The sequence below is a fragment of the Maricaulis sp. MIT060901 genome (assembly GCF_047123815.1).
Taxonomy (GTDB): Bacteria; Pseudomonadota; Alphaproteobacteria; order Caulobacterales; family Maricaulaceae; genus Maricaulis.
On the sequence record NZ_CP138920.1, the window covers coordinates 2,342,545 to 2,368,704 of the forward strand.

The 26,160-nt window shown below is 62.2% G+C and carries 29 protein-coding genes and 1 tRNA gene; 14 read left to right on the forward strand and 16 right to left on the reverse strand.

The genetic code is table 11. The annotated features are described in order from the left end of the window. Positions 1 to 23 precede the first annotated feature (23 nt). Positions 24 to 809 carry a peptidoglycan editing factor PgeF gene (gene pgeF, locus SIC17_RS11490; RefSeq protein WP_291891918.1) on the forward strand — a complete coding sequence of 262 codons (786 nt, stop codon included), beginning with the start codon at positions 24 to 26 and terminating at the stop codon, positions 807 to 809. Positions 810 to 812: 3 nt separating this feature from the next. Here the strand turns inward: pgeF and SIC17_RS11495 are convergent. Then, positions 813 to 889, reverse strand: a tRNA-Arg gene (locus SIC17_RS11495). Positions 890 to 1,065: 176 nt separating this feature from the next. Between SIC17_RS11495 and SIC17_RS11500 the strand changes: the two genes are divergently transcribed. Beyond that, positions 1,066 to 1,983 (forward strand): class I SAM-dependent methyltransferase, encoded by a 918-nt coding sequence (locus SIC17_RS11500; RefSeq protein ID WP_291891921.1) that lies wholly within the window; start codon positions 1,066 to 1,068, stop codon positions 1,981 to 1,983. 164 nt (positions 1,984 to 2,147) lie between these two features. On the opposite strand, the gene SIC17_RS11505 is transcribed toward SIC17_RS11500, so the two are convergent. Then, positions 2,148 to 2,693, reverse strand: coding sequence for a methyl-accepting chemotaxis protein (locus SIC17_RS11505; RefSeq protein WP_291891924.1), 546 nt, complete (start codon positions 2,691 to 2,693; stop codon positions 2,148 to 2,150). A gap of 151 nt (positions 2,694 to 2,844) precedes the next feature. Here SIC17_RS11505 and SIC17_RS11510 point away from each other — a divergent pair, with 151 nt between their 5' ends. Continuing rightward, complete coding sequence (locus tag SIC17_RS11510; RefSeq protein ID WP_412545445.1) at positions 2,845 to 3,615, forward strand: thermonuclease family protein; 771 nt, start codon at positions 2,845 to 2,847, stop codon at positions 3,613 to 3,615. On the opposite strand, the gene SIC17_RS11515 is transcribed toward SIC17_RS11510, so the two are convergent. From SIC17_RS11515 to SIC17_RS11545, 7 genes are all read right to left on the reverse strand, one after another. Continuing rightward, on the reverse strand, positions 3,612 to 4,520 hold the full coding sequence (locus SIC17_RS11515; protein ID WP_291891930.1) for an RNA polymerase factor sigma-32: 909 nt from the start codon (positions 4,518 to 4,520) through the stop codon (positions 3,612 to 3,614). The genes SIC17_RS11510 and SIC17_RS11515 overlap by 4 nt on opposite strands. Positions 4,521 to 4,654: 134 nt before the next feature. Continuing rightward, positions 4,655 to 5,173, reverse strand: a complete 519-nt coding sequence (locus SIC17_RS11520) for a CarD family transcriptional regulator (protein ID WP_291891933.1) — start codon at positions 5,171 to 5,173, stop codon at positions 4,655 to 4,657. 216 nt (positions 5,174 to 5,389) lie between these two features. Then, positions 5,390 to 5,731 (reverse strand): ferredoxin FdxA, encoded by a 342-nt coding sequence (fdxA, locus tag SIC17_RS11525; protein ID WP_291891936.1) that lies wholly within the window; start codon positions 5,729 to 5,731, stop codon positions 5,390 to 5,392. A gap of 62 nt (positions 5,732 to 5,793) precedes the next feature. After that, on the reverse strand, positions 5,794 to 6,240 hold the full coding sequence (locus SIC17_RS11530; protein ID WP_291891939.1) for a TerB family tellurite resistance protein: 447 nt from the start codon (positions 6,238 to 6,240) through the stop codon (positions 5,794 to 5,796). 23 nt (positions 6,241 to 6,263) lie between these two features. Further along, complete coding sequence (locus SIC17_RS11535; protein WP_291891942.1) at positions 6,264 to 6,554, reverse strand: RNA-binding S4 domain-containing protein; 291 nt, start codon at positions 6,552 to 6,554, stop codon at positions 6,264 to 6,266. Further along, positions 6,551 to 9,334, reverse strand: a complete 2,784-nt coding sequence (locus SIC17_RS11540; RefSeq protein WP_412545446.1) for a helicase-related protein — start codon at positions 9,332 to 9,334, stop codon at positions 6,551 to 6,553. Before SIC17_RS11540 ends, SIC17_RS11535 begins: the two co-directional genes overlap by 4 nt. A 72-nt stretch (positions 9,335 to 9,406) precedes the next feature. After that, on the reverse strand, positions 9,407 to 10,213 hold the full coding sequence (locus tag SIC17_RS11545; protein WP_291891947.1) for a DUF3108 domain-containing protein: 807 nt from the start codon (positions 10,211 to 10,213) through the stop codon (positions 9,407 to 9,409). A 190-nt stretch (positions 10,214 to 10,403) separates the two neighbouring features. Between SIC17_RS11545 and rpmB the strand changes: the two genes are divergently transcribed. From rpmB to SIC17_RS11560, 3 genes are all read left to right on the forward strand, one after another. Continuing rightward, positions 10,404 to 10,688 carry a 50S ribosomal protein L28 gene (gene rpmB, locus SIC17_RS11550; protein WP_291893164.1) on the forward strand — a complete coding sequence of 95 codons (285 nt, stop codon included), beginning with the start codon at positions 10,404 to 10,406 and terminating at the stop codon, positions 10,686 to 10,688. 104 nt (positions 10,689 to 10,792) lie between these two features. Beyond that, the gene (locus SIC17_RS11555; protein WP_412545447.1) at positions 10,793 to 12,571 is read left to right on the forward strand and encodes an amidohydrolase; all 1,779 of its coding nucleotides are present in this window, start codon (positions 10,793 to 10,795) and stop codon (positions 12,569 to 12,571) included. A 106-nt stretch (positions 12,572 to 12,677) separates the two neighbouring features. Next, complete coding sequence (locus SIC17_RS11560) at positions 12,678 to 13,052, forward strand: hypothetical protein (RefSeq protein ID WP_291891951.1); 375 nt, start codon at positions 12,678 to 12,680, stop codon at positions 13,050 to 13,052. Here the strand turns inward: SIC17_RS11560 and cobT are convergent. Beyond that, positions 13,049 to 14,950 carry a cobaltochelatase subunit CobT gene (cobT, locus tag SIC17_RS11565; RefSeq protein ID WP_291891954.1) on the reverse strand — a complete coding sequence of 634 codons (1,902 nt, stop codon included), beginning with the start codon at positions 14,948 to 14,950 and terminating at the stop codon, positions 13,049 to 13,051. The two genes, SIC17_RS11560 and cobT, sit on opposite strands and share 4 nt — an antisense overlap. A 151-nt stretch (positions 14,951 to 15,101) precedes the next feature. Here cobT and SIC17_RS11570 point away from each other — a divergent pair, with 151 nt between their 5' ends. Both SIC17_RS11570 and SIC17_RS11575 read left to right on the forward strand, forming a co-directional pair. Next, on the forward strand, positions 15,102 to 15,968 hold the full coding sequence (locus SIC17_RS11570; protein WP_412545448.1) for a flagellin: 867 nt from the start codon (positions 15,102 to 15,104) through the stop codon (positions 15,966 to 15,968). A 40-nt stretch (positions 15,969 to 16,008) separates the two neighbouring features. Next, entirely contained in the window at positions 16,009 to 16,953 is a 945-nt protein-coding gene (locus tag SIC17_RS11575; RefSeq protein WP_412545449.1) for an NAD(P)/FAD-dependent oxidoreductase, read from the forward strand. Here the strand turns inward: SIC17_RS11575 and SIC17_RS11580 are convergent. Next, positions 16,950 to 17,849 (reverse strand): histone deacetylase, encoded by a 900-nt coding sequence (locus tag SIC17_RS11580; protein WP_412545450.1) that lies wholly within the window; start codon positions 17,847 to 17,849, stop codon positions 16,950 to 16,952. The two genes, SIC17_RS11575 and SIC17_RS11580, sit on opposite strands and share 4 nt — an antisense overlap. A gap of 36 nt (positions 17,850 to 17,885) precedes the next feature. Further along, positions 17,886 to 18,182, reverse strand: coding sequence for a metal-sensitive transcriptional regulator (locus SIC17_RS11585; RefSeq protein WP_412545451.1), 297 nt, complete (start codon positions 18,180 to 18,182; stop codon positions 17,886 to 17,888). Between the two features lie 58 nt (positions 18,183 to 18,240). On the opposite strand from SIC17_RS11585, the gene SIC17_RS11590 reads away from it, so the two are divergent. From SIC17_RS11590 to SIC17_RS11605, 4 genes are read left to right on the forward strand one after another with little or no spacing between them, the layout of a single operon-like run. Then, positions 18,241 to 19,563, forward strand: coding sequence for a TolC family protein (locus tag SIC17_RS11590; protein WP_412545452.1), 1,323 nt, complete (start codon positions 18,241 to 18,243; stop codon positions 19,561 to 19,563). Next, complete coding sequence (locus SIC17_RS11595; RefSeq protein ID WP_412545453.1) at positions 19,563 to 20,894, forward strand: multicopper oxidase domain-containing protein; 1,332 nt, start codon at positions 19,563 to 19,565, stop codon at positions 20,892 to 20,894. Before SIC17_RS11590 ends, SIC17_RS11595 begins: the two co-directional genes overlap by 1 nt. A gap of 5 nt (positions 20,895 to 20,899) precedes the next feature. Next, positions 20,900 to 21,235 carry a copper-binding protein gene (locus SIC17_RS11600; RefSeq protein WP_412545454.1) on the forward strand — a complete coding sequence of 112 codons (336 nt, stop codon included), beginning with the start codon at positions 20,900 to 20,902 and terminating at the stop codon, positions 21,233 to 21,235. Beyond that, positions 21,236 to 21,961, forward strand: coding sequence for a PepSY domain-containing protein (locus tag SIC17_RS11605; RefSeq protein WP_412545455.1), 726 nt, complete (start codon positions 21,236 to 21,238; stop codon positions 21,959 to 21,961). Here SIC17_RS11605 and cobS read toward each other — a convergent pair. Continuing rightward, the gene (gene cobS / locus SIC17_RS11610) at positions 21,958 to 22,941 is read right to left on the reverse strand and encodes a cobaltochelatase subunit CobS (RefSeq protein ID WP_412545456.1); all 984 of its coding nucleotides are present in this window, start codon (positions 22,939 to 22,941) and stop codon (positions 21,958 to 21,960) included. The genes SIC17_RS11605 and cobS overlap by 4 nt on opposite strands. A gap of 110 nt (positions 22,942 to 23,051) precedes the next feature. Continuing rightward, positions 23,052 to 23,666, reverse strand: coding sequence for a J domain-containing protein (locus SIC17_RS11615; protein ID WP_291891977.1), 615 nt, complete (start codon positions 23,664 to 23,666; stop codon positions 23,052 to 23,054). A 63-nt stretch (positions 23,667 to 23,729) separates the two neighbouring features. On the opposite strand from SIC17_RS11615, the gene SIC17_RS11620 reads away from it, so the two are divergent. Together SIC17_RS11620 and SIC17_RS11625 are read left to right on the forward strand one after the other, a co-directional pair. Then, a complete protein-coding gene (locus SIC17_RS11620; protein WP_412545457.1) occupies positions 23,730 to 23,993 on the forward strand; it encodes a BolA family protein in 264 nt (87 codons plus the stop codon). Beyond that, a complete protein-coding gene (locus SIC17_RS11625; RefSeq protein WP_412545458.1) occupies positions 23,990 to 24,268 on the forward strand; it encodes a hypothetical protein in 279 nt (92 codons plus the stop codon). The genes SIC17_RS11620 and SIC17_RS11625 overlap by 4 nt, the downstream gene beginning before the upstream one ends. A 74-nt stretch (positions 24,269 to 24,342) precedes the next feature. Here SIC17_RS11625 and SIC17_RS11630 read toward each other — a convergent pair whose 3' ends face one another. After that, on the reverse strand, positions 24,343 to 25,293 hold the full coding sequence (locus SIC17_RS11630; RefSeq protein WP_412545459.1) for an alpha/beta fold hydrolase: 951 nt from the start codon (positions 25,291 to 25,293) through the stop codon (positions 24,343 to 24,345). Positions 25,294 to 25,330: 37 nt separating this feature from the next. Next, a complete protein-coding gene (locus SIC17_RS11635; RefSeq protein ID WP_412545460.1) occupies positions 25,331 to 26,143 on the reverse strand; it encodes a CPBP family intramembrane glutamic endopeptidase in 813 nt (270 codons plus the stop codon). Positions 26,144 to 26,160: the final 17 nt, after the last annotated feature.

Below are 26,160 nucleotides of genomic sequence, written 5' to 3' on the forward strand. Positions count from 1 at the left end.
ACGGGCACTGGAAGTGTGCAGACATGAGCGAATTATCCCTTGTCCGCTGTGACTTGCTGGACGCCGATGCCATCGCGCACGGTTTCACCACCCGCCCGGGCGGGCTCAGCGAAGGCCTCTATGCCAGCCTCAACATCACCCGGTCCCGCGGGGACAGTCCGGAACATGTGGCGGAAAACCGTGAACGTGTCCGCCGGGCGCTCGGCCTGGACTATCTCGCCTTTGCCACCCAGGTGCATGGCCGCGCTGTAGCCGTGATCGAGGCGGCTCCGCTGGGGGAGCAACCGGTCGGGGAGGCCGATGCGCTGGTGACCAACCGACCCGGCATCGGCCTGGTCTGCCAGACCGCGGATTGTACGCCCATCCTGCTGTTTGACGAGCAGAACGGTGCTGTCGCAGCCATTCATTCCGGCTGGCGTGGCACGGTCCAGAATATTGTCGAGGCGACCCTGAGCCGGATGGCTGACCTCTACGGCACTCGCCCGCAGGCCTTGCGGGCTGCCATTGGCCCATCGATCTCACCCGCCAATTACCGCGTTGGCCCAGAAGTCGTGACCGAGTTCGAGGCCTTTCCCGGCGATCTTGGTATTCTCTCTCCACGTGATGCGGACGGTGGGGCCCAGCTGGACGTGGCGGCTGCCTGCCATCACCAACTGCTTGAGCAGGGTGTACCCAACAACCAGATCTGGCGATCGGAGCTGTGCACCTATGCCGAGGAAGCGCGACTCTTCTCGGCCAGGCGCTCTCATCACCAGGGCCAGAGCGGCGTATTCGGTGGCCAAGGCGGCGTGATCGGTTTGCGCGGTTAGAGCTGGCGACCCCGACAGGATTCGAACCTGTGACCTACAGATTAGGAATCTGTTGCTCTATCCTGCTGAGCTACGGGGCCGTATCGTCGTTTTGGGCGAGATGGCGTGGCGGGGCAAGACCCCAAACGACATTCCCGTGTCGGAATGCGCACGCCGTAGTCCCTGGCACACGAAGTTGTGTTTCCGCCTTCAGTGATTTCACGCGTCAAACGCGATATCCGGACAAGAGCAGGACGCACACCCAGGGAGGGGAAAGATGAAAGCGATTGGATATGTCAGCGCCATGGCGCTTTTGCTGGCCGGCTGTGGCGGTGGCGATGAAACCGCGTCGGTTCCGGCCGATGACATGATGCCTTCGGGCGAGACGACCGAGGCTGGCGAGGCCAGCGGGGCAATGACTGAGGAGATGGACGCGGCAGCTGCACTGGCGGCGGTGATCGACCACGAGCGCCGGGACGAGCGCCGCGCGCGTGATGAATGGCGTCACCCCGTGGAGACGCTGAGCTTCTTCGGTGTCGAGCCGTCCATGACCGTGATCGAAGCCCTGCCGGGCAATGGTGGCTGGTATTCCCAGATCCTGACCCCGCTGCTGGCGGAGGAGGGGCGCCTGATCGGGGTGACGTATCCCGACAGTTTGTGGAGCCGCATGTTCCCGGAGTGGAGCGCGGACAATTATGAGCGCTTTGGCGCCGATATCACCCAGATGGGCCGCTATATGAGCGTTGAGGGGGTCGAGCCCCGGCAGGTGACGCTGGGATATGCGTTCGATGATATCCCGGATGCGGAAAACGGCCAGGTCGATGCCGTGCTGTTCTTCCGCGCCTTGCATCACCTTTTCCGTTTCGAGGAGCCAATGATCGACACCGCCCTCGCAGAGGTTTTCGACGCGCTGGCCCCCGACGGTGTTGTCGGGGTGGTTCAGCACCGCGCACCGGAAGGCGCGGAGGCCAGCTTCGCGACCGGCGATAATGGCTATCTCAAGCAAAGTGATGTTGTGGCCGCGTTCGAGCGGGCCGGTTTCGTGCTGGAAGCCAGCAGCGAGATTAATGCCAACCCCAATGATCCGGCTGACAGTTATGTCTGGCGCCTGCCGCCGACGACCACAAATAATCCGGACACGATGGCGATCGGTGAATCCGATCGCATGACCCTGCGCTTCCGCAAGCCGGAATAGGTTCGGCCCGGCACTCAGCCCATCAAACAAGGCGGCGCGCCAGGGTCTGGCGCGCCGTTTTTCTTTTTAACGGCCGACCGGTCGGGCAAACCCTGCCAATGCTCACGACAAACAAAAAACGGCCCGCCGAGGCGAGCCGTTTGAAACCGGAATGTGCCAGTTGATCAGCGAACGCGTTCGCGCAGGCTGTCGAGCTGGTGGGCGACTTCCTGGGTCGCAGCGGTCATCTGGTCAACGGCTTCCTTGCCGCGCGCCACGGAAACGCCGGAACCGCGTACGCCGTCGAGGATCTCCTTGACTTCATTGTCCAGGGCCGAGATGCGGCTGGCGATGTCCTCGGTCGCCTTGGCGGTCTGACCGGCCAGGGCCTTAACCTCACCGGCAACGACTGCGAAACCGCGACCGGCTTCACCGGCGCGCGCGGCCTCGATCGTGGCGTTCAGGGCCAGGAGATTGGTCTGGCTGGCGATCGCCTCGATGGTGGACAGAATGGCGTTGATGCGCTGGGAGGCGTCCGTCAGGGCCTCTACACGGCGCTCGAGAACCTGGGAGCTCTCCTCGACCTGGTTCATCGCGTCGAACGCGACCTGTGCAGCCTCTGCGCCCTGGGAGGCACGCGCTGCCGTTTCACCAACCGCCTCGGCAATCGCGTGCATGTCGGTGTTGTCTGCGGAAGTTTCCGGGTTGTCGTCGTAAGCGAAGGCGTTCATGGGGCGCGTCCTGATTGGTGAGTCGCGAAAAGATTCGCTGCAAGTATTCGCCGAAAGGTTAAAAGGAAAAGTTAACTGGATTCATTTTTTGTGACGGGCGTCACGGGCAAATACACGTTTTGGTGGTATATTGGTGGCGATGGAGAGAGCCATGACACCGATTATCAAGCCTGCCCTGTTTGTGTTCTGTCTTGTTGTTGCCGCGTGTGGTCAGGCGGGGGCGCGTGATGCGCAGCTCACCCCGGGCCGCATTGTCGAGATTTCTGGTCCGTTGAGTCTTCGCCTCGCAATCGGGGAAGAGGCAGTCGAGATCCGGCTGGCCTCGCTGGTGAGCCCGGTGCCGGAACGCACCCAGGCCTTTCTGACCGATCTGCTGTCCTCGCCTCAGGTGGATGTCGAATTTCTCAATGAGACCACGGATCGTTACCAGCGAAGGCTGGGCACAATCTGGCTGGAGGCGGGCGGAGAGCGTAGGGACCTGCACACGCTTTTGTTGGCGGAGGGCCTGGTCTGGCTTTATCCCTATCCTGACGCGATTGATCACCTGCCGGCCTGGCGCCTGGCTGAAGAGGTGGGCCGAACCAGCGGTGCGGGGATCTGGGGGGAGCCAGAATTCCGGGTGCGTGATGTTGATCCGGACATGCTGATGCAGGATGTCGGAACGATTCAGATCGTTGCAGGGCGGGTGACAGACGCGGCCGTGCTGGGCAATGGCCGGGTCTATCTCAATTTTGGCAGCAACTACCGGACCGACTTTACCATTCGCATTGATGCGGAGCTGGCCGCAGCGTTTACGGCACGCTGGGGCGACCTCGCCGCCTTGGAGCAAAGGCGTATCCGTGTACGCGGCGTCATTCGAGACGAAAATGGCCCAATGATCATTCCTCCCAATTCTGACCGGATGGAAGTTCTCGAGGACTAGGTCGAAGGAATAAGGCCCGCCGCTTCCGGATCGCCGACCGCACTGGTCAGTGCATTCTTGAGTTTGTTCAGGGCCACATTCTCGATCTGGCGAACACGCTCCTTGGAGATGCCCAGTGTCTTGCCGAGGGCTTCCAGCGTGGAGCCTTCCTCGCTCAGGCGGCGTTCCTCAATGATGAATCGTTCGCGATCATTCAGTGTGCCAATGGCATCGCGCAGCCAGCCGGTTCGGCGTTCGCTGTCACGGCTCTGCATGACTTCCTCGTCCGGTGTGGCGCGCTCATCGGGCAACAGGTCTTGCCACTGGCCCACATCGTCCTCGCCGACGGGCGCATTGAGGGAGCGATCATTGGCAGCCAGGCGATTGGCCATCGCATCCACATCCTGCTGGCGCACGCCAAGCTGGTCAGCGATCCAGGTCTTGTGCTCCGGTGTGAGGGTATTGCTGTCCAGCGCACCAATCTGCGCCTTGAGACGCCGCAGGTTGAAGAAGAGTGATTTCTGGGCCGATGTCGTACCGGTCCGGACGATTGACCAGTTGCGCAGGACATAATCCTGGATGCAGGAGCGGATCCACCAGCTGACATAGGTCGAAAAGCGTACATCGCGATCCGGGTCGAAGCGTTCTACCGCTTTCATCAGCCCGATATTGCCTTCCTGGATCAGGTCGGCATAGGGCAGGCCATAACGCCGATACTTGGCCGCCAGGGCGATGACCAGGCGCATGTGTGCCTGGGTCAGCCGATGCATGGCACGTTCATCGCGATTCTCGATCCAGCGTCGGGCGAGGTCGAGTTCCTCCTCCCGGGACAACAGATCATGTTTCATCGCGGTCTTGATGAAACGCTGCTGGCTCAACTCGGGTGAGCTGGAGGCGGAGGTGCGGGGAGAAGACGAAACGGCCATGACACAATCCTTTCACCAAGACATACGTTGCCGGCGTTAGGCTGGATCACTTCAGGACTTCGATTTCAGCAGCAGGAGCAGAAACGAAAAACGCCCGGCAGGGCCGGGCGTTCTCGAAACACATATGTGAAGCCTCAGGCGGCTTTTTTCAGCAGCGACTCGGACAGTTTTTCGCGGGCTGCGTCGTGCTCGATATTCTCGACCGCAGCGAGCTCGCGAACCATGCGGTCCAGGGCACTCTCATAGAGCTGGCGTTCGGAGTAGGATTGCTCCGGCTGGTCCTCAGCACGATGCAGGTCGCGCACGACTTCTGCAATCATGATCAGGTCACCGGAATTGATCTTGGCTTCATACTCCTGAGCGCGGCGGCTCCACATGGTACGCTTGACGCGGGCCTTGCCCTTCAGCGTCTTCATGGCGTCCTTGACGATCTTGTCGCTGGACAGCGGGCGCATGCCCGAAGCGTCCGCCTTGGCGGTCGGAACGCGCAGCGTCATTTTGTCTTGTTCGAAGGTGACGACATAAACCTCGATGTCGAAACCTGCGACGGTATCTTTCTCCACGCCTGTGACCTGGCCGACGCCATGAGCCGGGTACACGATGAAATCACCTTGTTTGAATGATTTGTTGTCGTTGGCGGTTTTCTTCGTCATTGATGCTCTCTCTCCGGGCCTTTTCGGGGCGACGACAAGACGACACTAAGCGTTCATCAAGAGCTGGCTTGGCCGGGGCTCCAGAACGGCAATTTCAGTGCACAGGTCACCACGTAGAAAAGGGGGCCGTGCCACCCGCACAGCCCATCAATGTGTCATGTATAACACATTAACCGGAAAATTTCAAAACTGGATCGATTTCCCGAAGGAAACAGGCTAGTTTCCTTCGCCCGGCTTTTCCGAGAAGTATTTCTCGAACTTGCCGTTCTCCTCAGCCATCGCATCTGCATCAGCCGGCGGATCCTTGCGCAGCGTGATGTTTGGCCAGATCTCCGCGAACTTGGAGTTCACCGCGAGCCACTTGCCGTCCTTGTCATCTTCCGTGTCCGGCTTGATCGCCTCGACCGGACATTCCGGTTCGCACACGCCACAATCGATACATTCATCCGGATGAATGACGAGGAAATTCTCGCCCTCGTAGAAACAATCGACGGGGCAAACCTCGACACAGTCGGTGTATTTGCAGCGGACGCAGGCGTCAGTGACGATATAGGTCATGGTCGGCGGACTTCAGTGGGAATAACAATGCGGGCGCGACATGGGACGTCGCGGACGCTTTGTCAACGGGCGCGTGCTTTGGCTTCTGCACGTGAGCGCGCAAAAACCCGCTCGCGATCATCGATTCCCAGCAGCGGTGCGATACGGCGCACAAACGCGTCCTCGAAGGGAGATTTCTCGCCGTCGGCCAGCGCGACCATCCACAATTCCTCGATCAGGGCCACACGTTCCTGTTCGCTCAGGCAGGTCTTCACGACCTTGGTGAAACGGTGATGGTCGACCGCCGTTTCGGCCAGTTCCTCGGCCTTGTCCAAAATGGCCTTGGCCTCATCACCCTGCAACTTGAAGGCGGCGCCGAGCGTGTCCAGGATCTGTTCCTGTTCGCAATCGGCATAAATGCCATCGGCCAGGGCCGCCTCGACCAGCAGGGCTGTTGCCGCCACATGCGGGTTGATTTCAGGATTGCTGGTCGTCGCCTTGGCGCCGAAGATTTTTTTCAGAAAGCTCATACCGCCCTCACTTGCCGCACGGTTCAGTCCTCGTCGAGTAACTCGTAGAGGGTCTGCGCCTCGCTGGCCGGTCCACGCCGCGTGGACAGGGCCAGAACTCTGATGCGAACAATCTTCCCATTCCTCGGGAAGGTCAATTCATCCTCGACCGTCAGTGTTGCCGAAGCCTTGGAGATCCGCCGGATCTGACCCGTCCGTGCCAACCGTATGCGACCATTGCCCACTTCGCGGGTGGCCAGGGTGCGCGTCTTGTAGAAGCGGGCATGCCACAGCCAGAGGTCAATGCGCTGGGCGTGCGCTTCCGGTTCGCTCATTCCTGGGCGCTGGGCGTATCCGCGACAACAGCTTCGTTCGGCTGTGCCGTGGTGTCAGTGGCTGGCTGAGCCTGTGTTTCCGCGGCTGTCTCGGTCGCGACCTCTGCAGCTGGCGCAGCCTGAACGGTGGCGTCCTCAACCTGTTGAGCCGGTTCTTGCGTTGTTGCCGTTTCGGTCTTCTTCGGCTTGCGGCGCTTTTTCTTCCTGGCTGGCTTTTTCGGTTCCTCGACCGGTTTCAGCGCGGCCAGGGCAGCAAAGGGATTGTCCGGGTCCATCGGTGCCGCTGCCGGGGCCGGCCTCGCCTGCTTCTTGGGCGGAGCACCCGCTGGACGGCGTCCGGGCTTGGACCCCCAGATCTCGCCTTCGGCCTTCTCGGGGTCAGGGCCCTTCTGATAGCGCTTATAGCCTAGGGCAGAGAGCACGCCGCGGGCGTCCTCAACCGAACACCCCATCAACGCCATGATATTGGCGGTCAGCGGGAAACGGCCCTTTTCCAGCGTCTTGCGGGCTTCACGAATCTCGTCTGCCAGGCGTTCGAGCATGTCGAAACGCACGGCGCGCGAACCGCACGGGTAAAAACCGACAGCCGCGTAGTCAGCCCGGGAGTGGGCGCGGTCATTGGCAACGGATGTCAGGCCCGGTGCCGGCAGCCAGCTGAGATCGACCTCGCCATTGAAAACACCGCGCAGCAGCGCAAACAGGCGAGAGGGCGCGGGTTTGACCAGCATCGGCATGTAGATCATGTGCTGGCCGATACGCACGCCCAGCTGGCGCAGGGAACGGCGGGCCTCCTGGTCCAGTGCAGCGATATCGTCGGAGATCTCCGAACGTACGATCGCGCCGCCCGCCTCGTAGAGACGCCAGGCCACACCGCGGGCCGCGCCGGGAATATCGCTGCGGTCAGAGGCGCCGCGCAGATCGAACAGGGGTTTGAGTGTCTCGCGGATCTTCATGTCGACCGCATCACGCAGGGCAGCCTTGGCAGCAGCCTGGTTTTCGGCCGAACCCAGCTCGCCGCCCAGGCTCTTGATGGCCGGCTGCAAGAGGTCGGAACCCGTGATCAGCTTGCCGATGACATCGTCACCGGTTTTCAGGTGGCCGTCTTCCTCGATGGAGAGGTTTACGGCGATGGTATTCGTCAGTTCACTCAATCGTCTGTCCATTTCCGGTCGCAAGGCCCGCAGGACTGCGGAGCGCAAGGCACGTGCGCTGAGGTCTTTTCCCTGCGCGTCGGGCTCGAAGGTTAGTCCCTTTAGCCGACCCACATAGTGTCCCTCAACCGTTACTTCACCGCTGGCTGATACCCCGGCAAGCAGGTGTTTGTCATCCCGTAAACCCTTGACCAGGGCCTGGGTTCGCCGATCCACAAAGCGCTGCATCAACCGTTCGTGCAAGGCATCGGACAGGCGATCCTCCACCTGGCGGGCGCGTTCACGCCAGTATTCCGGCTTTTCCGTCCAGTCCGAACGGTGCGCGGCATAGGCCCATGTGCGCACGAAAGTCAGGCGCGAGGCGAGCACGTCGACATCGCCAGCGCTCTTGTCCAACCGGTCAAACTGCGCCTGCATCCAGCTGTTTGGCAGGCGGCCATTGCCGTCACTGAGGTGCATGTAGATGGATTTTACCAGCCGCGCATGGGCATCAATCGTTGCCTTGCGGAAATCCGGCAGGCGGCAGACATCCCACAAACGTGCCACCAGTCCGGGCGAGCGGGCGCGATCAGATATGTCGCTGTCTTCGGCCAGGATGTTGAGGGCGCGCTCGTCGCTGGCTTCACGAACACGTTCCAGCGCGGGATTATAGGCTGGTTTGTTCAGCGTATAGCGCAGGCGTTCTATGCTGGACGTATCCAGGTCCGGATTGCGCCATTGCAGGCGCTCGACCGGGGCGAAGCCGTGGTTTTCAACGGCGCTGACAAGATCAGGGTCGAACTCCAGGCATTCCGCTGTCTCGCCAAAAGTGCCGTCCGTGCGGAAACGCCCGGCGCGGCCGGCAATCTGCCCCAGCTCGGCGGAGGTCAGCCGGCGGTGTTTGACGCCGTCGAATTTGCGGCTTTCGGCAAAGGCAACATGCTCGATCTCCATGTTCAGCCCCATGCCAATGGCATCGGTGGCGACCATGAAATCAACCTCGCCGGACTGGTAGAGCTCGACCTGGGCGTTGCGGGTGCGGGGCGACAATCCGCCCATGACCACAGCCGCACCACCGCGGCGGCGGCGCATCAGCTCGGCAATGGCGTAAACGGACTCCGAGGAGAAGGCGACGATGGCGGACCGGCGTGGCAGTCGTGTCAGCTTGGACGGGCCGGTATAGGTGAGCTGGGAGAAACGCTCTCGCTCGACATGTTCCGCGTCCGGCACCAGCGAGCGGATCATGCCGCTCATCGTGTCCGAGCCGAGCAGCATGGTTTCCTGCGTGCCGCGGGCGTAGAGCATGCGGTCGGTGAAGACATGGCCGCGCTCACGGTCGGCACCCAGCTGTACCTCGTCGATGGCGACAAAGTCCACCTGGCGGGTCATTGGCATGGATTCGACCGTGCAGATGAAATAGCGCGCCGTGCGCGGAACGATCTTTTCCTCGCCGGTGATCAGTGCTGTCAGGCCTTCGCCTTTGACACTGACGACACGGTCATAGATCTCTCGGGCAAGCAGGCGCAGGGGCAGACCGATCATGCCGGAGCCATAGGCCAGCATGCGTTCGACTGCGAGGTGCGTCTTGCCAGTATTGGTGGGGCCAAGCGCGGCAGTGATATTCTCCGCCGCACCAGATCTCATGGCCATCTCGCCATCCCTTTTTGATCATTGCCTGTTTAGGGCCAATGACCGGTATTTGCGAGGATCAGCTCCAGTCGTCTAATGCGCCTGGATCGAGCGGGCAGTGATGGTCGCGCCGCCAAATCCTGCATTCGTGCGGATGCGCACAGGAACATGGATATTGGTGCCCTCGACCGGCGCGAACCACATCGTGATCGGTTCGGCGATCACGTCATCGGACGGGAATTCGTCTTCCTCATAACCGGAGATCGGCTCGTAATAGGCCTGGCAAACCTGGGCATCGCCTTGCCAGGCACGGGTGCGGACGTAATGCTCGCCGGCATATTCGAAGCGCAGATTATACCGCGCCCGCCCGTCGAACACCGCCAGGGTGCCATCGCAACGACCATTCTCGTCGGCAACAGATCCCAGACCGACGCTGAGCAGGGTGGAGAGCGGGTCGGCTGCGCCGGCGCGTTGCTCTGCACTGGCAGGCGGTTCTCCCATATTGCCAAAGGGCGGGTTGATGTCCGGGGTCGCGACACCCTCGGGAAAGTCGATGCCGACGATTCGATTCTTGGAACTGGCATGGTTCAGGTGGCTGTAGCGCCAGGGCTGCAGACGCGGGCCTTCACGATACCCGCTGACACCGGCCTCGATATCCGCATCGGTGAACAGCGCGGCCAGTCCCGCAGCGGTAAACCGCGCGGAAGCCTGGTAGGTTTCTTCCTGGAACGTGCTGGAAATGACGATATTGGCGACCTGGAAAATCATCACCGAGCCAGCGTATTGCACTGTCACGCCTTGTGAATTCGCGCTCGTGACATTGGCCGCATCGTCAGCGGAGGCTGGCATCGCATTTGTTGCCAGAGCCAGTCCGGTCGCCAGAATCAGTGCTTTTTTCACGCTTTACTCTCCCTAAGTTCGGCCCCGCCGACCCTTTTACACATGTGTTCAACTGCAATAATACTTCAATTCCGACTGCAAGATGAACGCCACAAGCTTGACGCAGCCGGTCCACTCCGTTATTTCGCCCGCTCCCGCTTTGGCCGCAAGGCCTCTGCGCAAAGAATTTATTTGTTTGAAAGGTGCCACCATGGCGCGTCGCTGCGATTTGACCGGTACGGGTGTTATGACGGGAAACAATGTTTCTCACGCCAACAACAGAACCCGCCGCCGTTTTCTGCCGAACCTGTGCGATGTCACGCTGACGTCTGACAAGCTGGGTCGCGGTTTCAAACTGCGTATTGCTGCTAAAGCTCTGCGCAGCGTCGACCATGTCGGCGGACTGGACGCCTTCCTTCTGAAAGCTCGCGACGAGCAGCTTTCCGATCGCGCTCTGAAGATCAAGCGCGAGCTGAAGAAGGCCAACCAGGCTTAACAGCTTTTCCGGTAACGGAATTATCAACGCCCGCTGCAAGCAGCGGGCGTTGTTGTTTGTGCGCGTGAGGGCTAGCCTGCCCCCGACTAAGGGGAGGGAACACCATGCGTCTGTCTTTCTGGCTGGCATCTGCCGCTGCGATTTCACTGGCCGCCTGCGGGCAGGCCCCGACGGAAACACCAGCAGAGCCGGAAAACACCAATCTGCAATCCAGCGAAACAACGGCGGCGCAGACATCTTCTGCCAGCGAGCCGGGAGACATGATTTTCTGGGGCGGCCAGATCTACACCGCCAATGACGACCAGCGCATGGTCGAGGCGGTGGTCACCCGTGATGGCCGTATCGTCTATGTCGGCGACGAGGCCCAGGCCCAGCAGTATTTCGGCGAGAATACCCGCATCATCGACCTCAATGGTGGTGCGATGTATCCCGGCTTCACCGACAGCCATGTGCATGTTCTCGGCGTCGGCTCGCGGGAGCGCACGCTGAACCTGGATGCTGTGACCTCCATCGAGGAACTCGTCCAGCACGTGTCCGAGACGGTTGCTGATGCCGGCGCGGGCGATGTGGTCTTTGGTCGTGGCTGGATCGAGACGCACTGGCCGGAAGGTCGTTTCCCCAATCGCCGGGATCTGGACGCGGTGTCCCCGGACCATCCGGTGATCCTTGTGCGTGCTGACGGTCATGCCCTGGTCGCCAATTCCGCAGCACTGGACGCCGGCGGGATCTCACGGGACAGTGTCGCGCCTGAGGGTGGTGAAATCCTGTTCGACGAGGCCGGCGAGCCGACGGGCATGTTGATCGACACGGCCATGTACCCGGTCAGCAGCCTGGTTTCTGCACCTGCGGGTGATGTGAGGGCGGACATCTATGCCGAAGGCTCACAGCGCCTGGCCAGCCTGGGCTGGGCCGGGGCGCATGACATGTCGGTCCCCTACGCCGATGTCGAGATGATCGAGGGGCTGGCCGAAGCGGACCGCCTGTCCACTCGCGTCTATGTCTCCATCAATCCGGGCGGGTTTGCCGAGCTGGCGCGGGAAGTGCCGCGCATTGCCGATGATGGCATGGTGATTACCCGCGCGGTGAAACTCTACATGGATGGCGCCTTGGGATCGCGTGGCGCAGCGCTGTTGTCGCCTTATAGCGATCGCCCGGAAACCTCCGGTCTCAACATCGCCGAGCCGGATGAGACGGTGGGTGTTTTCATCGAGGCCTTGCGCAACGGCATCCAGATGAATGTCCACGCCATCGGTGACCGCGGCAATCGCCTGCTGCTGGACTGGGTCGAGGAAGCCCAGGCCCAGGTCCCGGCCGATGAACGCGCCCTGTCGGAACATCGCTGGCGTGATGAGCATACCCAGATCGTGCACCCGGATGATTTCGCGCGTTTCGCCGAGCTGGGCGTGATCGCATCCATGCAGCCCTCCCACGCCATTGGTGATCTGCACTTCGCACCGGCCCGCCTGGGCGAGGATCGCCTCGACGGTGCCTATGCCTGGCAGACCCTGCTGGATCATGGGGCCCACCTGACCGGCGGCTCCGACGCACCGGTCGAACAGGGCGATCCGCGCATCGAATTCTATGCCGCTGTGGCCCGGGCCGATCTCTCCGGCTTCCAGGGCGAGAACTGGCGTCCGGACGAGGCGCTGTCACGGGATGACGCGCTCAAACTCTTCACGCTCTGGCCGGCCTATGCCTCCTTCCGCGAGGACGAGCTCGGCTCGATCGAGGAGGGCAAGCGCGCCGACTTCACCATTTTCTCAGGCGATATCATGACCATCGAACACGCTGACATCCTGTCGGTGACACCCTGGATGACGGTCGTGGATGGTGAGGTGGCCTGGGAACATCCCGACAGCTTCCACCATTGTCCGGGGTGTTAGAGTGTCTTTCGCGCGCGCCGCGACGACACACCGCAGGCATAACGCCCATCCGCACCTTTATGGAAATCTTCTCTAGGATCCCGAGCGATCCCGGTTGGAGGTTTCCATGCTCAGTTTGATCGCTGCAGTCCTGCTTATGCTTGTTGGCCTGTTCCATTCCCTGATCGGGGGCAGACGTCTGATCGCGCCGATCGTGGCGCGGGACGACCTGCCGGCCATTCTGGGCAGCCGTGCCATGAGCCGGGTGACGCTGAAGGCGGGCTGGCACTTGCTGACACTGATGTGGTTCGCCCTGGCGGCCATCCTGGTGCTGGACCAGCTGGCTGTTGCAGAGTTCCGTCAGCTGACGCTGGCCGTGTTCGGCGGGACGTTCGTTTTTTGCGGACTGGCGGCGCTGCTGCTGTCGCGCGGGAAACACCTCTCCTGGATGTTTTTCTTTCCGATCGGCGGGATTTTGCTGTGGCAGGCGGTTCTCGCCTAAACGCGCCCGGCGATCGAGGCGAAATCGATCCGTTTCATCGCTGGGCCCGGCCCACCGGACAAGCTGGCGGTCGGTCCGCCATCCTCGTCGAACAGGGCGGCCAGCTGGTCGGTGATGGCGCCGCCGAGCTGGTCGACATCATTGATCGTGACGGCGCGGCGATACCAGCGGGTCACGTCGTGGCCGATGCCGATGGCCAGCAATTCCACTTCGGAGCGTTTCTCGATCATGGCGATCGTCTCGCGCAGGTGTTTTTCCAGATAGCCGGCGGAATTGGCGGACTGGGTGCCGTCGTCGACCGGCGCACCGTCCGAGATCACCATCATGATGCGGCGTTGTTCCGGGCGGGTGGCCAGGCGTTTCCAGGCCCACATCAGGGCCTCGCCATCGATGTTTTCCTTGAGCAGGCCTTCGCGCATCATCAGGCCGAGATTGACGCGGGCCCGTCGCCAGGGTGTGTCGGCGGCCTTGTAGATGATATGGCGCAGATCATTGAGACGACCCGGATGTGGCGGCTTGCCGTCCTTGAGCCATCTCTCCTTGGACTGTCCGCCCTTCCAGGCCTTGGTTGTAAAGCCGAGGATCTCGGTCTTCACACCGCAACGCTCCAGCGTCCGAGCGAGGATATCGGCACAGGCCGCGGCCACCGTGATTGGTCGTCCTCGCATGGAGCCGGAATTGTCGATCAGCAGGGTTACGATAGTGTCGCGGAACTCGGTGTCGCTTTCCTGCTTGTAGGAGAGCGGCAGGGTCGGGTCGGCGATGACGCGCGCCAGGCGTGAGCCATCGAGAACGCCTTCCTCGAGATCAAACTTCCAGGCACGCTCCTGCTGGGCCATCAACCGGCGTTGCAGCCGGTTGGCGAGGCGGCCAACGACCTGGTCGAGCCCTTTCAGCGTATTGTCGAGATAACGGCGCAGGCGTTCCAGCTCTTCCGTCTCGCACATGTCGGTCGCATGGACGACCTCGTCAAATTCCCGCGTGAAGACCTTGTAGGCCTTGGCATTCATGTCATCCGACGGGCGCCAGTTCGGGCGCATCATGGTCTGGGCCGCGCCGTCGTCATCCATGGCTTCGACACGGGTGTCGAGATCATCGGTGTCGGCCGTGATCTCGTCCTCGTCGGCCGCCGTGCCAGAGGCATCAGGCGTATCCGGATCGCCGCCATCATCGCCATCAGGCTGTTCGTCCTCGCCTGTGCGCTGCTCGCGATCGACGCCTTCATCCTCGTCGTCGGGGTTTTCGCTCTCTTCCGGATCACCGCCCAGCTCGTCCGCCAGGTCGAGATCCTGGATCACGGTGCGCAAGGCTTCGGCAAAGGCCGCCTGATCGTTCGCATTGCCGGCAAGGGCGTCGAGCGACAGGCCGGCCAGGTTTTCCAGCTGATCCCGCCAGGTGGTCATCAGGCCGAGGGCCTCGATCGGGGCGGGGCGACCGGAGATGCGCTCGCGGATCAGCATGGCGATGGCTTCTTCCATCGGCGCGCCCTGGCGATCCTCGACCCGCTGCCAGCCTTTTTGCTTGCAACGCTGTACCAGAGAGGCGTCCAGGTTTTCGGCGACCCCTGCCAGTTCACGTGCGCCGATGGCCTCGACACGGGCCTGCTCTGCCGCGTGGAAGATCGCGCGCGCCGTTGCACCCGGTGGCAGGGATTTGACGTGTTCGCTCTCGTTGTGGTGCGCCAGGCGCAGGGCCAGCGCATCGGCACGTCCGCGGACCGCGGCCGCGGCCCGCGGCGAGGGCTCGGTGCCCGGATTCGGCAGAACGATACGGCCCCCGCTCAGCCCGGCGACATCGCCGCCAAAGCGCACATCGATATCCTTCTCCCCCGCGATGGCGCGAGTGGTAATGGAGAGGGCACGTTTGAAGGCGTCGGGATCAGCGGGCGGCTTGCTCATACAGGCAAACTAGCGGTTTCGCGGGCAATTGCGAGGGGGCAGGAACCGTCAATTGCATCAACCTTCTGCTAACCCCGTTTCGGCACACTGAAGGCTGGCACCCGTATAAGCGGGGCCAGACATCTGACCGGAAAACCGGCAGATACCGTAGGTGGCGAGAGTAGGCTGGATGGGCTTTTCGGTTCATTCCATGGCCGAAACGAATGCAGCGTTGCAGCATATCGATCGTCTGACCCGAGACACGCTCGAGGTCCAGACGCGTATTGCAACGGGGCTGAAAGTCGGCAGTGCCAAGGATAATGGCACGATCTGGGCCCTGGCCCAGGGCATGCGTGCGTCCAATGGCGGGCGTGTGACGGCCATGCGCTCGATTGATGCTGCCACCGGCGTTGTTGAAGTCGCTCTCGCTGCGGCCAACGGTATTTCCGACATCATGATTGAAATGAAGAGCAAGCTGGTCGCTGCCACCGATACCAGTCTTGACGAGGCCAGCTGGCGCAATCTGATGGGCGAATATGTGTCGCTGGGCAATGAGATGAACCGCCTGGTCGAGGCGGCAGCCTTCAACGGTATCAACCTGCTGGAAGCCGGCGCGACCGATTTAAGCGTCGTCACCGGGCCCCAGCCGGGCGACACGATGACAATCGCTGCCGAAGACATGACCGATGGTGGTGGCATTGTGGATGTCGCGCTGACCGGCACGTTGCCCTATCCCGATACCGCGCACATCCTGACCCAGCCGGATCAGGCCATGATCAACACGTTCGACAGTTCGATGACGGATGTGAATGCGGCGGTCTCTCGCCTGGGCACATCCCTGCGTACGCTGGAAGTCCAGAAAGTGCTGCTGCAGAAACAGTCTGATGTGACCGAGGCAAGCATTGGCCATCTGGTCGATGCTGATCTGGGCGAGGAGAGTGCCAAGCTGAACGCCCTGATGGTGCGCCAGCAGTTGGGCGTACAGGCGCTGGGCATTGCCAATGAAGCGCCCCGCATGATCCTGGGTTTCTTCCGCTAGCACCCGCGCTAGGTTTATCTGCAGAAAGAATGAGGCAGAGATGACGCTTGCAATCATTGGTGCAGGCATGGCCGGCTTGAGCTGTGCGTCCCAACTTCGCAAAGCCGGCTTAAGCCCGGTGGTATTCGAGAAAAGCCGCGGCACGGGCGGTCGCCTGGCGACGCGCCGCAGCGTCTATGGCGGTTTTGACCACGGCGCCCAGTTCGTCACGGCGCGCGATGCCGGCTTCAAGGCCTATCTGGATCATGCGGCCGGGCTCGGACGCGCGGCGCATTGGGTCGACCCCGCGAGCGGGGATGAGAGCTGGTGGACCGGCACGCCGGGCATGAGCGGGCTGGTCAAGCCGATGCTGGAAGGCCTCGATGTGCGCACCGGGCAGCGGGTCGCCCAGATGCGCCGGGAGGGCCCGGGCTGGGTTCTGTCACTGGAGACGAGCGAGGAGCAGACGTTTGACACTGTCTTGCTGGCTGTGCCCGTGGTCCAGGCCCTGGACCTCCTTGCCGGGCACGCAGCAGCGTTTCCCGGACTTGAGAGCGTGGACATCGCACCGTGCTGGACCGGCATGTTTGTGTTTGATGAGGCTCTGCCAATCTCGCTGTCAGTGATCCAGCGGGCGGGTGATATCGCCTGGGCGGCGCGGGAAACGGCGCGACCGCAGCGCGAAGGTGACGCCGAGCGCTGGGTTGTCCAGGCCAGTGCCGACTGGTCACGCCGATATCTGGAGGAAACGCCCGAGGCGATCCGGCCGCTCTTGCTGAAGCAGTTCCGGGCCGCCGCCGGAGTGATCTTGCCGGAGCCGGCGCATGCGGACGTGCATCGCTGGCGTTATGCCAAGGTCGAGCGTCCGCTGGGTCAGGTCTGTTTGTGGGATGGTGCGCTCAAGCTTGGTCTCGCCGGGGATTGGTGTCTGGCGGCGCGGGTGGAGGCAGCGTTTCTCAGCGGCCGGGCCCTCGCTGACGCTGTCGTCACGGCGAGCGCGTCCTAGAACCCGTAAAGTTCTGCCGCGACGCGGTAGGTGTTGGTATAGGCCTCGACCGAGGCTTCGATCGGGTCTGCATACCCACCGCCAATACCCATGGACACGGGTATCCCGCGCGCCTGGCAGGCGGACAGGACCATGCGATCACGCTGTTTCAGCCCGTCATGTGTGAGGGCAAGGCGGCCGAGCTTGTCCTCTGCCAGGCCATCGACCCCGGTCTGATAGAGCACAATGTCCGGCGCAAAGGCGAACACCGCTGGCAAGTGTTCCGCAAGCGTCGCCAGGAAGTCCGCATCTTCCATTCCGTCCGCCAGCGGCACGTCCAGATCACTGTCATGCTTGCGGAAGGGGAAGTTCTTCTCTCCATGCATCGAGAAGACGAATGTGCGCTCGTGTCCGGCCAGGATGGCGGCATTGCCATCACCCTGGTGCACGTCGAGATCGATGATCGCGACACGTGCGGCCGCGCCCGTCTCGACCAGGTTCAGGGCGGCGATGGCAAAGTCGTTATAGATGCAATAGCCCGACCCGAAATCGCGGTGCGCATGATGTGTCCCGCCAGCCAGCTGCCCGGCGATACCGTCGTCCAGGGCTGCACGGGCGGCTGCCACGGCACCGCCAGCGGTGGCCTGCGTGCGGGTGACCAATTGTTCTGACCAGGGAAAGCCGATGCGGCGAATGGCCTTCTCGTCCAGCGCCCCGCGCTCGAAGGCGTCGACATAGGCCACGTCATGCGCGCGCAGCACATCCGCCCGCTCGACCAGCGGTGACAGCTCCAGCATGTGCTCGGACACCACCGCTTCGCGGATCAGCGTCTCCCGCAACATCGCATACTTGGTGTTGGGAAAGCGGTGCCGGTCCGGCAGGGGCAGGTTGAAGGTGTCGGAGTAAAAAATGCGCATGGCGATAAACTAGGCGCGCGGGGCCCGGTGTCACGCCTAGAGGCGATAGTGTTTGGCAAGCAGCTCGATCAGCTCGTTCATCTTCTCGTGCTGATCGGCCGCATTTCCGCTGTCGATGGCGTGCGCCACGCAGTGCCGGGAATGGTCCTTTAGAATTTCCCGCTCAACGGCACCCAGAGCCGATTTGATCGCCGAGAGCTGGGTCAGAATGTCAATGCAGTAACGGTCTTCCTCCAGCATGCGGGCAACGCCGCGCACCTGCCCTTCTATCCGCTTGAGGCGGGCGAGGGATTTCTTGCGGTCTTCAGCGGGTGGGGCGGTTGTAATACTCATGTCTGTTGTATACCCCTGGGGGGTATGATAGGGCAAGGGCATGATGAACAGAAATTCCTTGTCGGCTTTGGTTCTGGTTGCATCAGCGCTGGCCGGTTGCGCCACCGTGGAGCCCGCTTCGGTTGCGCCAGCCGTGATAGCGCAGGCTTCCGAGCGGTCCGTGCTTGATCTTTCTGCGAGCGGATCGCTGGAGACGCCGCAGGCCGCGGTTGCGCTGGCCATGGCGCATAATCGCGATATCGCGGGCGATCTGCTGGAGGTCGGTATTGCGGCGGCAGAGCTGAACACACGATCCCGCCCGCTTAATCCGGTCATGGAAGTGGTCAGCCTGCCCGGCGGCGATCATGGCCGTGTTTATGATGTGGACCTGCGCGCCTCGGTGATGGGCGTGATCGCGACACCCTGGCGCGCGCGACAGGCGCGCGCGGTCTATGAGGCCGAGCGCAGCGATGCGGTCTTGCGCCTGATCGATTTCAGCGCCGACGTCCAGCGGGCCTGGGTCTCGGCCGTCGCCGCAAAACAGCGCCAGGATCTCTATGTCCGCATTATCAGCGCCGCCGAAGCCGCTCTGGTTGTCGCCGAGGAATTGGATGCGGCCGGGAACCGGGCGCCGATCGCGCTGGTGCGTGAACAGAACATGCTGGTGACTATCCAGCTCGAGGAGGGCGCGGCCCGGCTTGCGGCGGAGAACGCCCGCGCAGTGCTTGAGCAAGTCCTCGGTATGCCGGTCGCGCTGGAGGATTTGCCGGACCAGCTGCCAGCTCAGGCGATGCCCGCCGCCGTCTCCACCGAGAACATTCTGGAAGCCAGCCTTTTGCTTGCCCGGTCTCGCGCCGAGGTCGAAGCGGCGGCGCGCGCTGCGGGTCTGGAAAACTGGGGCAGCCTGCTGGACCACGCCGAGATCGGCCTGGCCGCAGAGCGGGAGGATCGGGAATGGGCGCGCGGCTGGATGGCCGAGCTTTCCTTTCCGGTCTTCGACCAGGGCCAGCACCGGCGCGCCGCAGCGCGCCTGCGCGCAGAACAGGCGCTGGAACGCTATGCCGCCCTGGTCACGCGCATCGAGCTTGCCTGGTCGACGGCCAGCAATGTGCACAATCTCGCCTCGGAACAGGCCAGTCGTTTCGAACAGGACTTGTTGCCGGCCAGTGAGGCGATGCTGGATCAGACCCTGCTGCACTACAATGCGATGCAGGTTGGCGTGTTCGATCTCCTGGCCGCTTTCCAGACCCGTACGCGGGCCGGGTTGAGTTGGGTTGATGCACGCGAAGCGGCAGACCTGGCCCGGATCAGCCTGGACCAGCTGGCAGCGGGTGGCTCGCCTGCCGCGGCCGGCGACGCGGCGATATCGATGGCATCCCAGAGCGAGGCGGGAGGACACTGATGCCCATTTCCAGACGAGATGCCCTTCTGGTTGGCAGTGCCGGCCTGGCTGCAGCGGGACTGAGTGGCGGTCGCGCCAGCGCCCAGCCCGCTCCGCGAGCTGCCCATTCCGTGACCGTCGATCCGGCTGGTGACTATGCCCCGGGTCGACCTGGTCAGGAGTATCGCCCCGTGGTGACGCCGGATGGTGCCACCTTGCCGTGGCGGATTGTTGACGGGGTGAAAGTCTTCCACCTGATCGCCGAAGAGGTGGAGCATGAGTTTGCACCGGGTCTGCGCGCCAGGACCTGGGGCTATAACGGACGCACGCATGGCCCCACGATCGAGGCGGTCGAGGGCGACCGGGTCCGGGTCTATGTGACCAATCGTCTGCCGGCCTCCACCACGGTGCACTGGCACGGCGTTATCCTGCCCTCGGGCATGGATGGGGTAGGCGGACTCAACCAGCGTGCCATCCATCCCGGCGAGACCTTCATCTATGAATGGACTTTCCGCCAGCACGGCACCTTCATGTACCACTCCCATCATGACGAAATGACCCAGATGGCGATGGGGCTGATGGGCATGATGGTTGTGCATCCGCGCCGTCCGGAAGGCCCGTTGCCGGACCGGGACTACGCCATCATGCTGTCGGAATGGTCATTGCCGGCCGGTGCTTCGCGACCTGATCCCAATGCGATGGCAGATTTCAATATCCTGACCATGAATGCGAAATGTTATCCCGGCACATCGCCGCTTGTGGCGGCACAGGGTGAGCGCGTGCGACTACGCTTTGGCAATCTCTCGGCCATGGACCACCACCCGATCCACCTGCACGGTTATGCCTTCACCATCACCGAGACCGATGGCGGGGTCATCCCTGAGACTGCGCGCCATCCAGACACGACGGTACTGGTCGCAACCGGCTCGACGCGGACAGTGGAGTTTGTCGCTGACAATCCGGGCGATTGGGCCATGCACTGTCACATGACCCACCACGTGATGAACCAGATGGGCCACGACCTGCCCAACATGACCGGCGTTGATGCGCGCCGCATTGACCGCGCTGTCGGTGGCCTTTTGCCCAGCTATATGACGATGGGTCATGACGGTATGGGCGAGATGGGCGCGCATCTGGAGATGGGTCATATGCCCATTCCGGAAAACGCCCTGCCCATGATCGGTGCGCGTGGGCCGCGCGATTACATCACCATGGGCGGCATGTTCACCATTCTCAAAGTGCGCCCGGGACTGACAGGCGATGCGGATCCGGGCTGGTATTCCAATCCGGAAGGCGAGGCGCGACTGGCCTCCGCATCCGAGCTCACACGTGACGGTATTTCAGAAGGATAGTTTCGATGATTGTTTCAGCCCTTGCGGTTGCCCTGGCGAGCACCACGCTCACCAGCGACCATGAGCCCGGCCACGGTCATGCTCACCACGCCCAGGGCCAGTCGATGGTCTCGGCGGATGTTCGCACGGTCGATATCGCCAACCGCACCACGCTCTTGCGTCACGAAGCCATGCGTGAGCTTTCCATGCCGGCCATGGTAATGGAGTTTCGTATTGCCGATGATGTCGACATCACGCTATTCGAGCCGGGCGCAGCCTTGGTCATTACCGCCATCAATGGCGAAAACGGCCTGGAAGTCATCGCTGCCGCACCCGAGGAAGCAGAGAGTCACCACCACTAGATGATTATCCAGCGCTGGGCCGTTCGCATTCACAAATGGGTTGCCCTGATCGTGGGTATCCAGATCGTTCTCTGGATCGCCGGCGGTCTGGTGATGAGCGCGCTGTCGCTGGAGATTGTGCGGGGTGAGCACAATATCGAGGAGGCAGGCGAACCTGCGCCGCTGCCAGTGGGCGAGGTGCTGGAGATAGGCGAAGCCGCCCGGATCGCCGAGCTGGACACCTCGGGCATGGAGAGTGTCGTGCTGGGGCGCTGGCTGGACCGGCCGGTCTATCGCTTCCATCCGGCCGAGGGGCATGTCGCCCTTGTCGATGCCGTGACCGGCGAGCAGCTCTCACCGCTCAGCGAGGAGATGGCCATTGCCGTTGCCCGAGCCGATTATGCCGGGGACGAGATCATCGCGGTTGTGGAGTATTTCGAAGAGCCCACCTGGGAGTATCGCCGCGCCCATCCGGCCTGGCGGGTGTCCATCGATGACGGCGAGGGCACGCGTCTCTATGTGGCTGCCCATTCCGGCCGTGTCGACGCTCGCCGCAATGATGTCTGGCGCTTCTATGACTTCTTCTGGATGTTGCACATCATGGATTACGAGGCACGCGAGAACAGCCACCACCCGTTGATCATCACCGCCTCAGGCGCTGCCCTGTTGACCGTGCTGGCGGGCTTCCTCCTCTTGATCATCAAGATGACCCGCGCGGCACGAACGGTAATGGCGCGGCGGGATTAAGCCACCTCGGCCTTGATCGGGGCTTCGGGCAGGTCTTCTGCGAAGACGCGCTGGTACATTTCCGCGATGACCGGGCGTTCCAGCTCGTCACACTTGTTCAGGAAGGTGAGGCGGAAGGCGTGGCCGAGATCGTTGAAGATCTCGTAGTTCTCCGCCCAGGTCAGAACCGTACGCGGGCTCATCACGGTGGAGATATCGCCATTGATGAAAGCTTCGCGGGAAAGATCCGCGACCTTGACCATGTTGGCGACCATGTCCTCGCCGCCATCGGCCGCTGCAATCTTTTTCATCTTGGCCAGGACGATCTTGTTCTCGGTCTCGAACGGCAGGTAGTTCAGCGTCGAGACGATGGACCAGCGGTCCATCTGGCCCTGGTTGATCTGTTGCGTGCCGTGATAGAGGCCGGTGGTATCACCCAGACCGATCGTGTTCGTGGTGGCGAACAGGCGGAAATGCGGGTGCGGGCGGATGACCTTGGTCTGGTCCAGCAGGGTCAGAGAGCCGGAGGCTTCCAGCACGCGCTGGATCACGAACATCACGTCCGGACGACCGGCATCATATTCATCAAACAGGAGGGCGACCGGGCGCTGCAGGGCCCACGGCAGGATGCCTTCCTGGAATTCGGTGATCTGCTTGCCGTCTTTAAGGACGATGGCGTCCTTGCCGACCATGTCGATACGGCTGACATGGCTGTCCAGGTTTACGCGCACCATCGGCCAGTTGAGGCGGGCGGCGACCTGTTCCACATGGGTGGATTTACCGGTGCCGTGATAGCCCTGGATCATGACGCGGCGATTATAGGCAAAACCCGCCAGGATGGAGCGCGTGGTCGCCGGGTCGAAGACATAGTCCTCGTCAATGATCGGCGTGTGATCGTCACGCTGCGAGAACATCGGCACCTCGAAGCCGGCATCGAAACCGAACAGCGCTTTGGTGTCTGCAATGGCGTCAGGCGCCTGGAGGGGGAAACTATCGCTCATGGAACCGGTCTTCTTGGGGAGGTGGCTGGGCCAACGAATAAGATGACTAGATCTATAGCACGCTGCCGATGCGGGGGAAGGCCAGTGCCAAAACGCTCGGCAGTTGGAGGCTAGGCCATGCCGCAATTCTTGAGGATCTGGTAGGCCGCGATGACGCGTCCCAGCTGTTCCTCGGAGGAGCGGTCGCCGCCATTGGAATCCGGGTGGAACTGGCGCACCAGTTCCGCATAACGCTTGCGAACCGCCGAGGGTTTCACATCCGGATCAAGCGACATGGTCTCCAGCGCCTTGGTCTGCAGACGGCCCATGCGGGGACCGGTATCCGCCTCGCGTTCGGGCTCCTTGCGATCGCCGAACATGCCATAGGGGTCGGAGAAACCATCCTGGAAATTCTTCGACGCCTTGGAGGCCTTGGCCGAGGCCGAGTGCGTATTGCGCCAGCTCCAGGTCGGGCGATGGCCATAGGCCGCGCTCTCGCGGAAGGACTGGGCGGCGCTTTCGCTCATGCCCTCGAAGAAATTCCACGACTTGTTGTATTCAGCTGCATGGCTCTGACAGAACCAGTAGAAGTCGTTGAGCTGGTCATTGGACTTGGGCGCACGGCTGTCGCCATGTTTGTTACAGCCGGGCCATTCGCACACACGTTCCTCCGGCGCCGGCTCGTCCTTGGGCGGCTTGATCCGGATGTCCTTGAAACGCGGTTTATAGTTGAATGCTTCAGCCATGTTTCTAAGTATGGGGGCTCGCTGGTAAAGCGGCAATGAAAGCGACGAGAAAAGAGATCAAAAATGTCTGATGTCCGCGCCCTGATCGAATCCAAGCTGCAAGCCGCCTTCACGCCGGCCGAGCTGGATGTGATCGATGACAGCCATCTCCACGCCGGACATGCCGGTGCCCGCCCGGGTGGTCAAAGCCATTTCACAGTGAAAATTGTCGCTGACCGTTTCAAGGGCCAGACCCGTGTCGCCATTCACCGCATGATCAACGAGGCCCTGGCCGAGGAACTGGCCGGCCCGGTGCATGCCCTGGCGATCAAGGCGAGTGCGCCGTGACGACCAGGAGCAGGCTGGCTCTGTTTCGCATCTTTGCCGCCCTGCTTGGTGTGTTTGGCCTGCTCCATCTGATGGGGCTCGGGCGAGATTATTCGTTCATATCGATCGGGTTTTTCACGCTGGTTGTCGCGGTGGCCGGTTATCTGGCCCGGGCAGTGGTTAAAGGGCGTCATGCCAGCCCACATTTACGCTGGCGGCGCATGTTGTTTGCGACAGCTGTTGCGCTCGCCGTGCTCTTCGCGGTTGCGGTTGGCGTCAATCTCTTGGTCTATTGAGCGAGGAGCCAGATGGGGCTGGCTCGCCTTCGCCACGGCTACGGCGAGCCCACTTCTCCGGAGGCGAAGATAAACTACCCCCAGCCCGGGCCTGTCAGGACTTCCAGCGCTGATGCCACGGCGATCGGCTGGTCCAGGATCAGGTGATGCTGCGCGTCCGGGATCGAGATCATCGAGGTCTCAGGCCCGAACGTCTCGCGCATGAAGGCCCAGATCTCGTCATTGACCAGGATGCTGTCGCCGCCGCGGAAAAGCGCGACACGGGTTTTCAGCGATGCCGCCAGCTCGGCCGGCGGCTTGCGGTCATATTCCAGCTTTTCCCAGAGATGGGGATCAAATTTCCACGTCCAGCCGGTCGTGCCATCTGGCCGTGTCGCCTGTTTCAGGGACTGACGGGCGATGTGGTCGAGCAGGAAAGCGTTCTCGCACGGCTGTTCCGGCAGAAGGCGGAAGCGTTCCAGCGCGGCCTCGAAAGTCGCATATGTATTGCCGCCGCGGCTGGGCGGGCTGGAGCGGCGCTGTTCCTCCAGCGGGCGGATCGGGCTGTCGAGAATGGCGACGCCGCGCAATTTCTCGCCATATTCCATGGCCGTGGCCAGGCTGACAAACCCGCCAAATGAGTGACCGACCACATAGGGTGCACCTGCGTCAAAGGCACCGCCGTCACGGGCGACGGTCATGACTTCCTTGGCATAAAGATCCATGCGGTAGGTGTCGCGGTGATCACTGTCGCCCATGCCGGACAGGTCCAGCGCCACCACACGTCGGGTCGGCGCCAGGAAGGGCGCGATACTGTCCCACCAGTCCTTGTGGGCGACACCGCCATGCACCAGCACCAGGCCGGGCTGACCACGCTCGCCCCAGGCTTTCCAGTGAATGTTGGCTTCCTCGACTACGGATATGCCGGTGTCGACGGAAGTTTCAAGGGCTTTTTCGAACCATGCCGGAGCCGGCGGTTTGGCGCCGGCAAACTCCTTCAGCGGAGCAGGCGGACGCTTCATCGGGGAGACTTTTGTTTTTGTCATGCCCTAGCGCTAGACCCGCCCGGGCAGGGCGTCAATCTCAACCCGGCTGCAAACCGAGCAATTGGGGGACGACGAATACGGCCCATGCATTATTGGCCATATGTCCGAGTACGGGGGCGGCAACGCGTCCGGTGACGACGCGGGCGATGCCCAGGCCAACGCCGAGGAAGAAGGTCGTCGTCATGACGAGCAGGCCCTGGGGTGTGTGGATCAGGCCGAAGGCGACGGACGAGATCAGGATGGCGAAGATGGTCGGCACGCCGCGCGCCATCAGCATGGGCAGCATCCAGCCGCGAAAGAGGATCTCCTCCACGATGGGGGCGGCAATGACCGACAGGAGGACAACGGCCCACAGGGCCGCGCCGGACTGGGTGACGTCATCCACATTGGTCAGGTCTTCCGGTGCCGCGCCACCGGACAGGGTCAGGCTGGCATCGACCATGGCAAATTCGTGGAACATCACCGATAGGCGACCCCCGATCGTGATGACGAACAGCAGAACCAGAATGGCGAGGGCAATCTCGGAGAACTTGACCGGCATGATCGAGAAGGCCGACCGCGCGGCGCCGTAACTGGAAAAGCGGACCCACATGATCAGGGCGAGCGTTGCGTAAGCCGCAGCAGATGCCGTGAAGATCACCGTGTTCAGCAATTGTGCGTCCGGTGACAGCGAGAACATCTGCCAGGTCGAGGCGACAACCATCGAGAAAGCAATGAAGAGTACAAACAGCAGGATCGGCCAGACGATCATGCCCGGCAGGCTGTGGATGATCGCCAGGCGGTGTTCCGGCGCAATGCGCGAGAACCCGTCTTTTTCCGGAAATCTCCAGGCCGGTTCGTGTGTCGACATGTTCAGCGGGCTCCGGC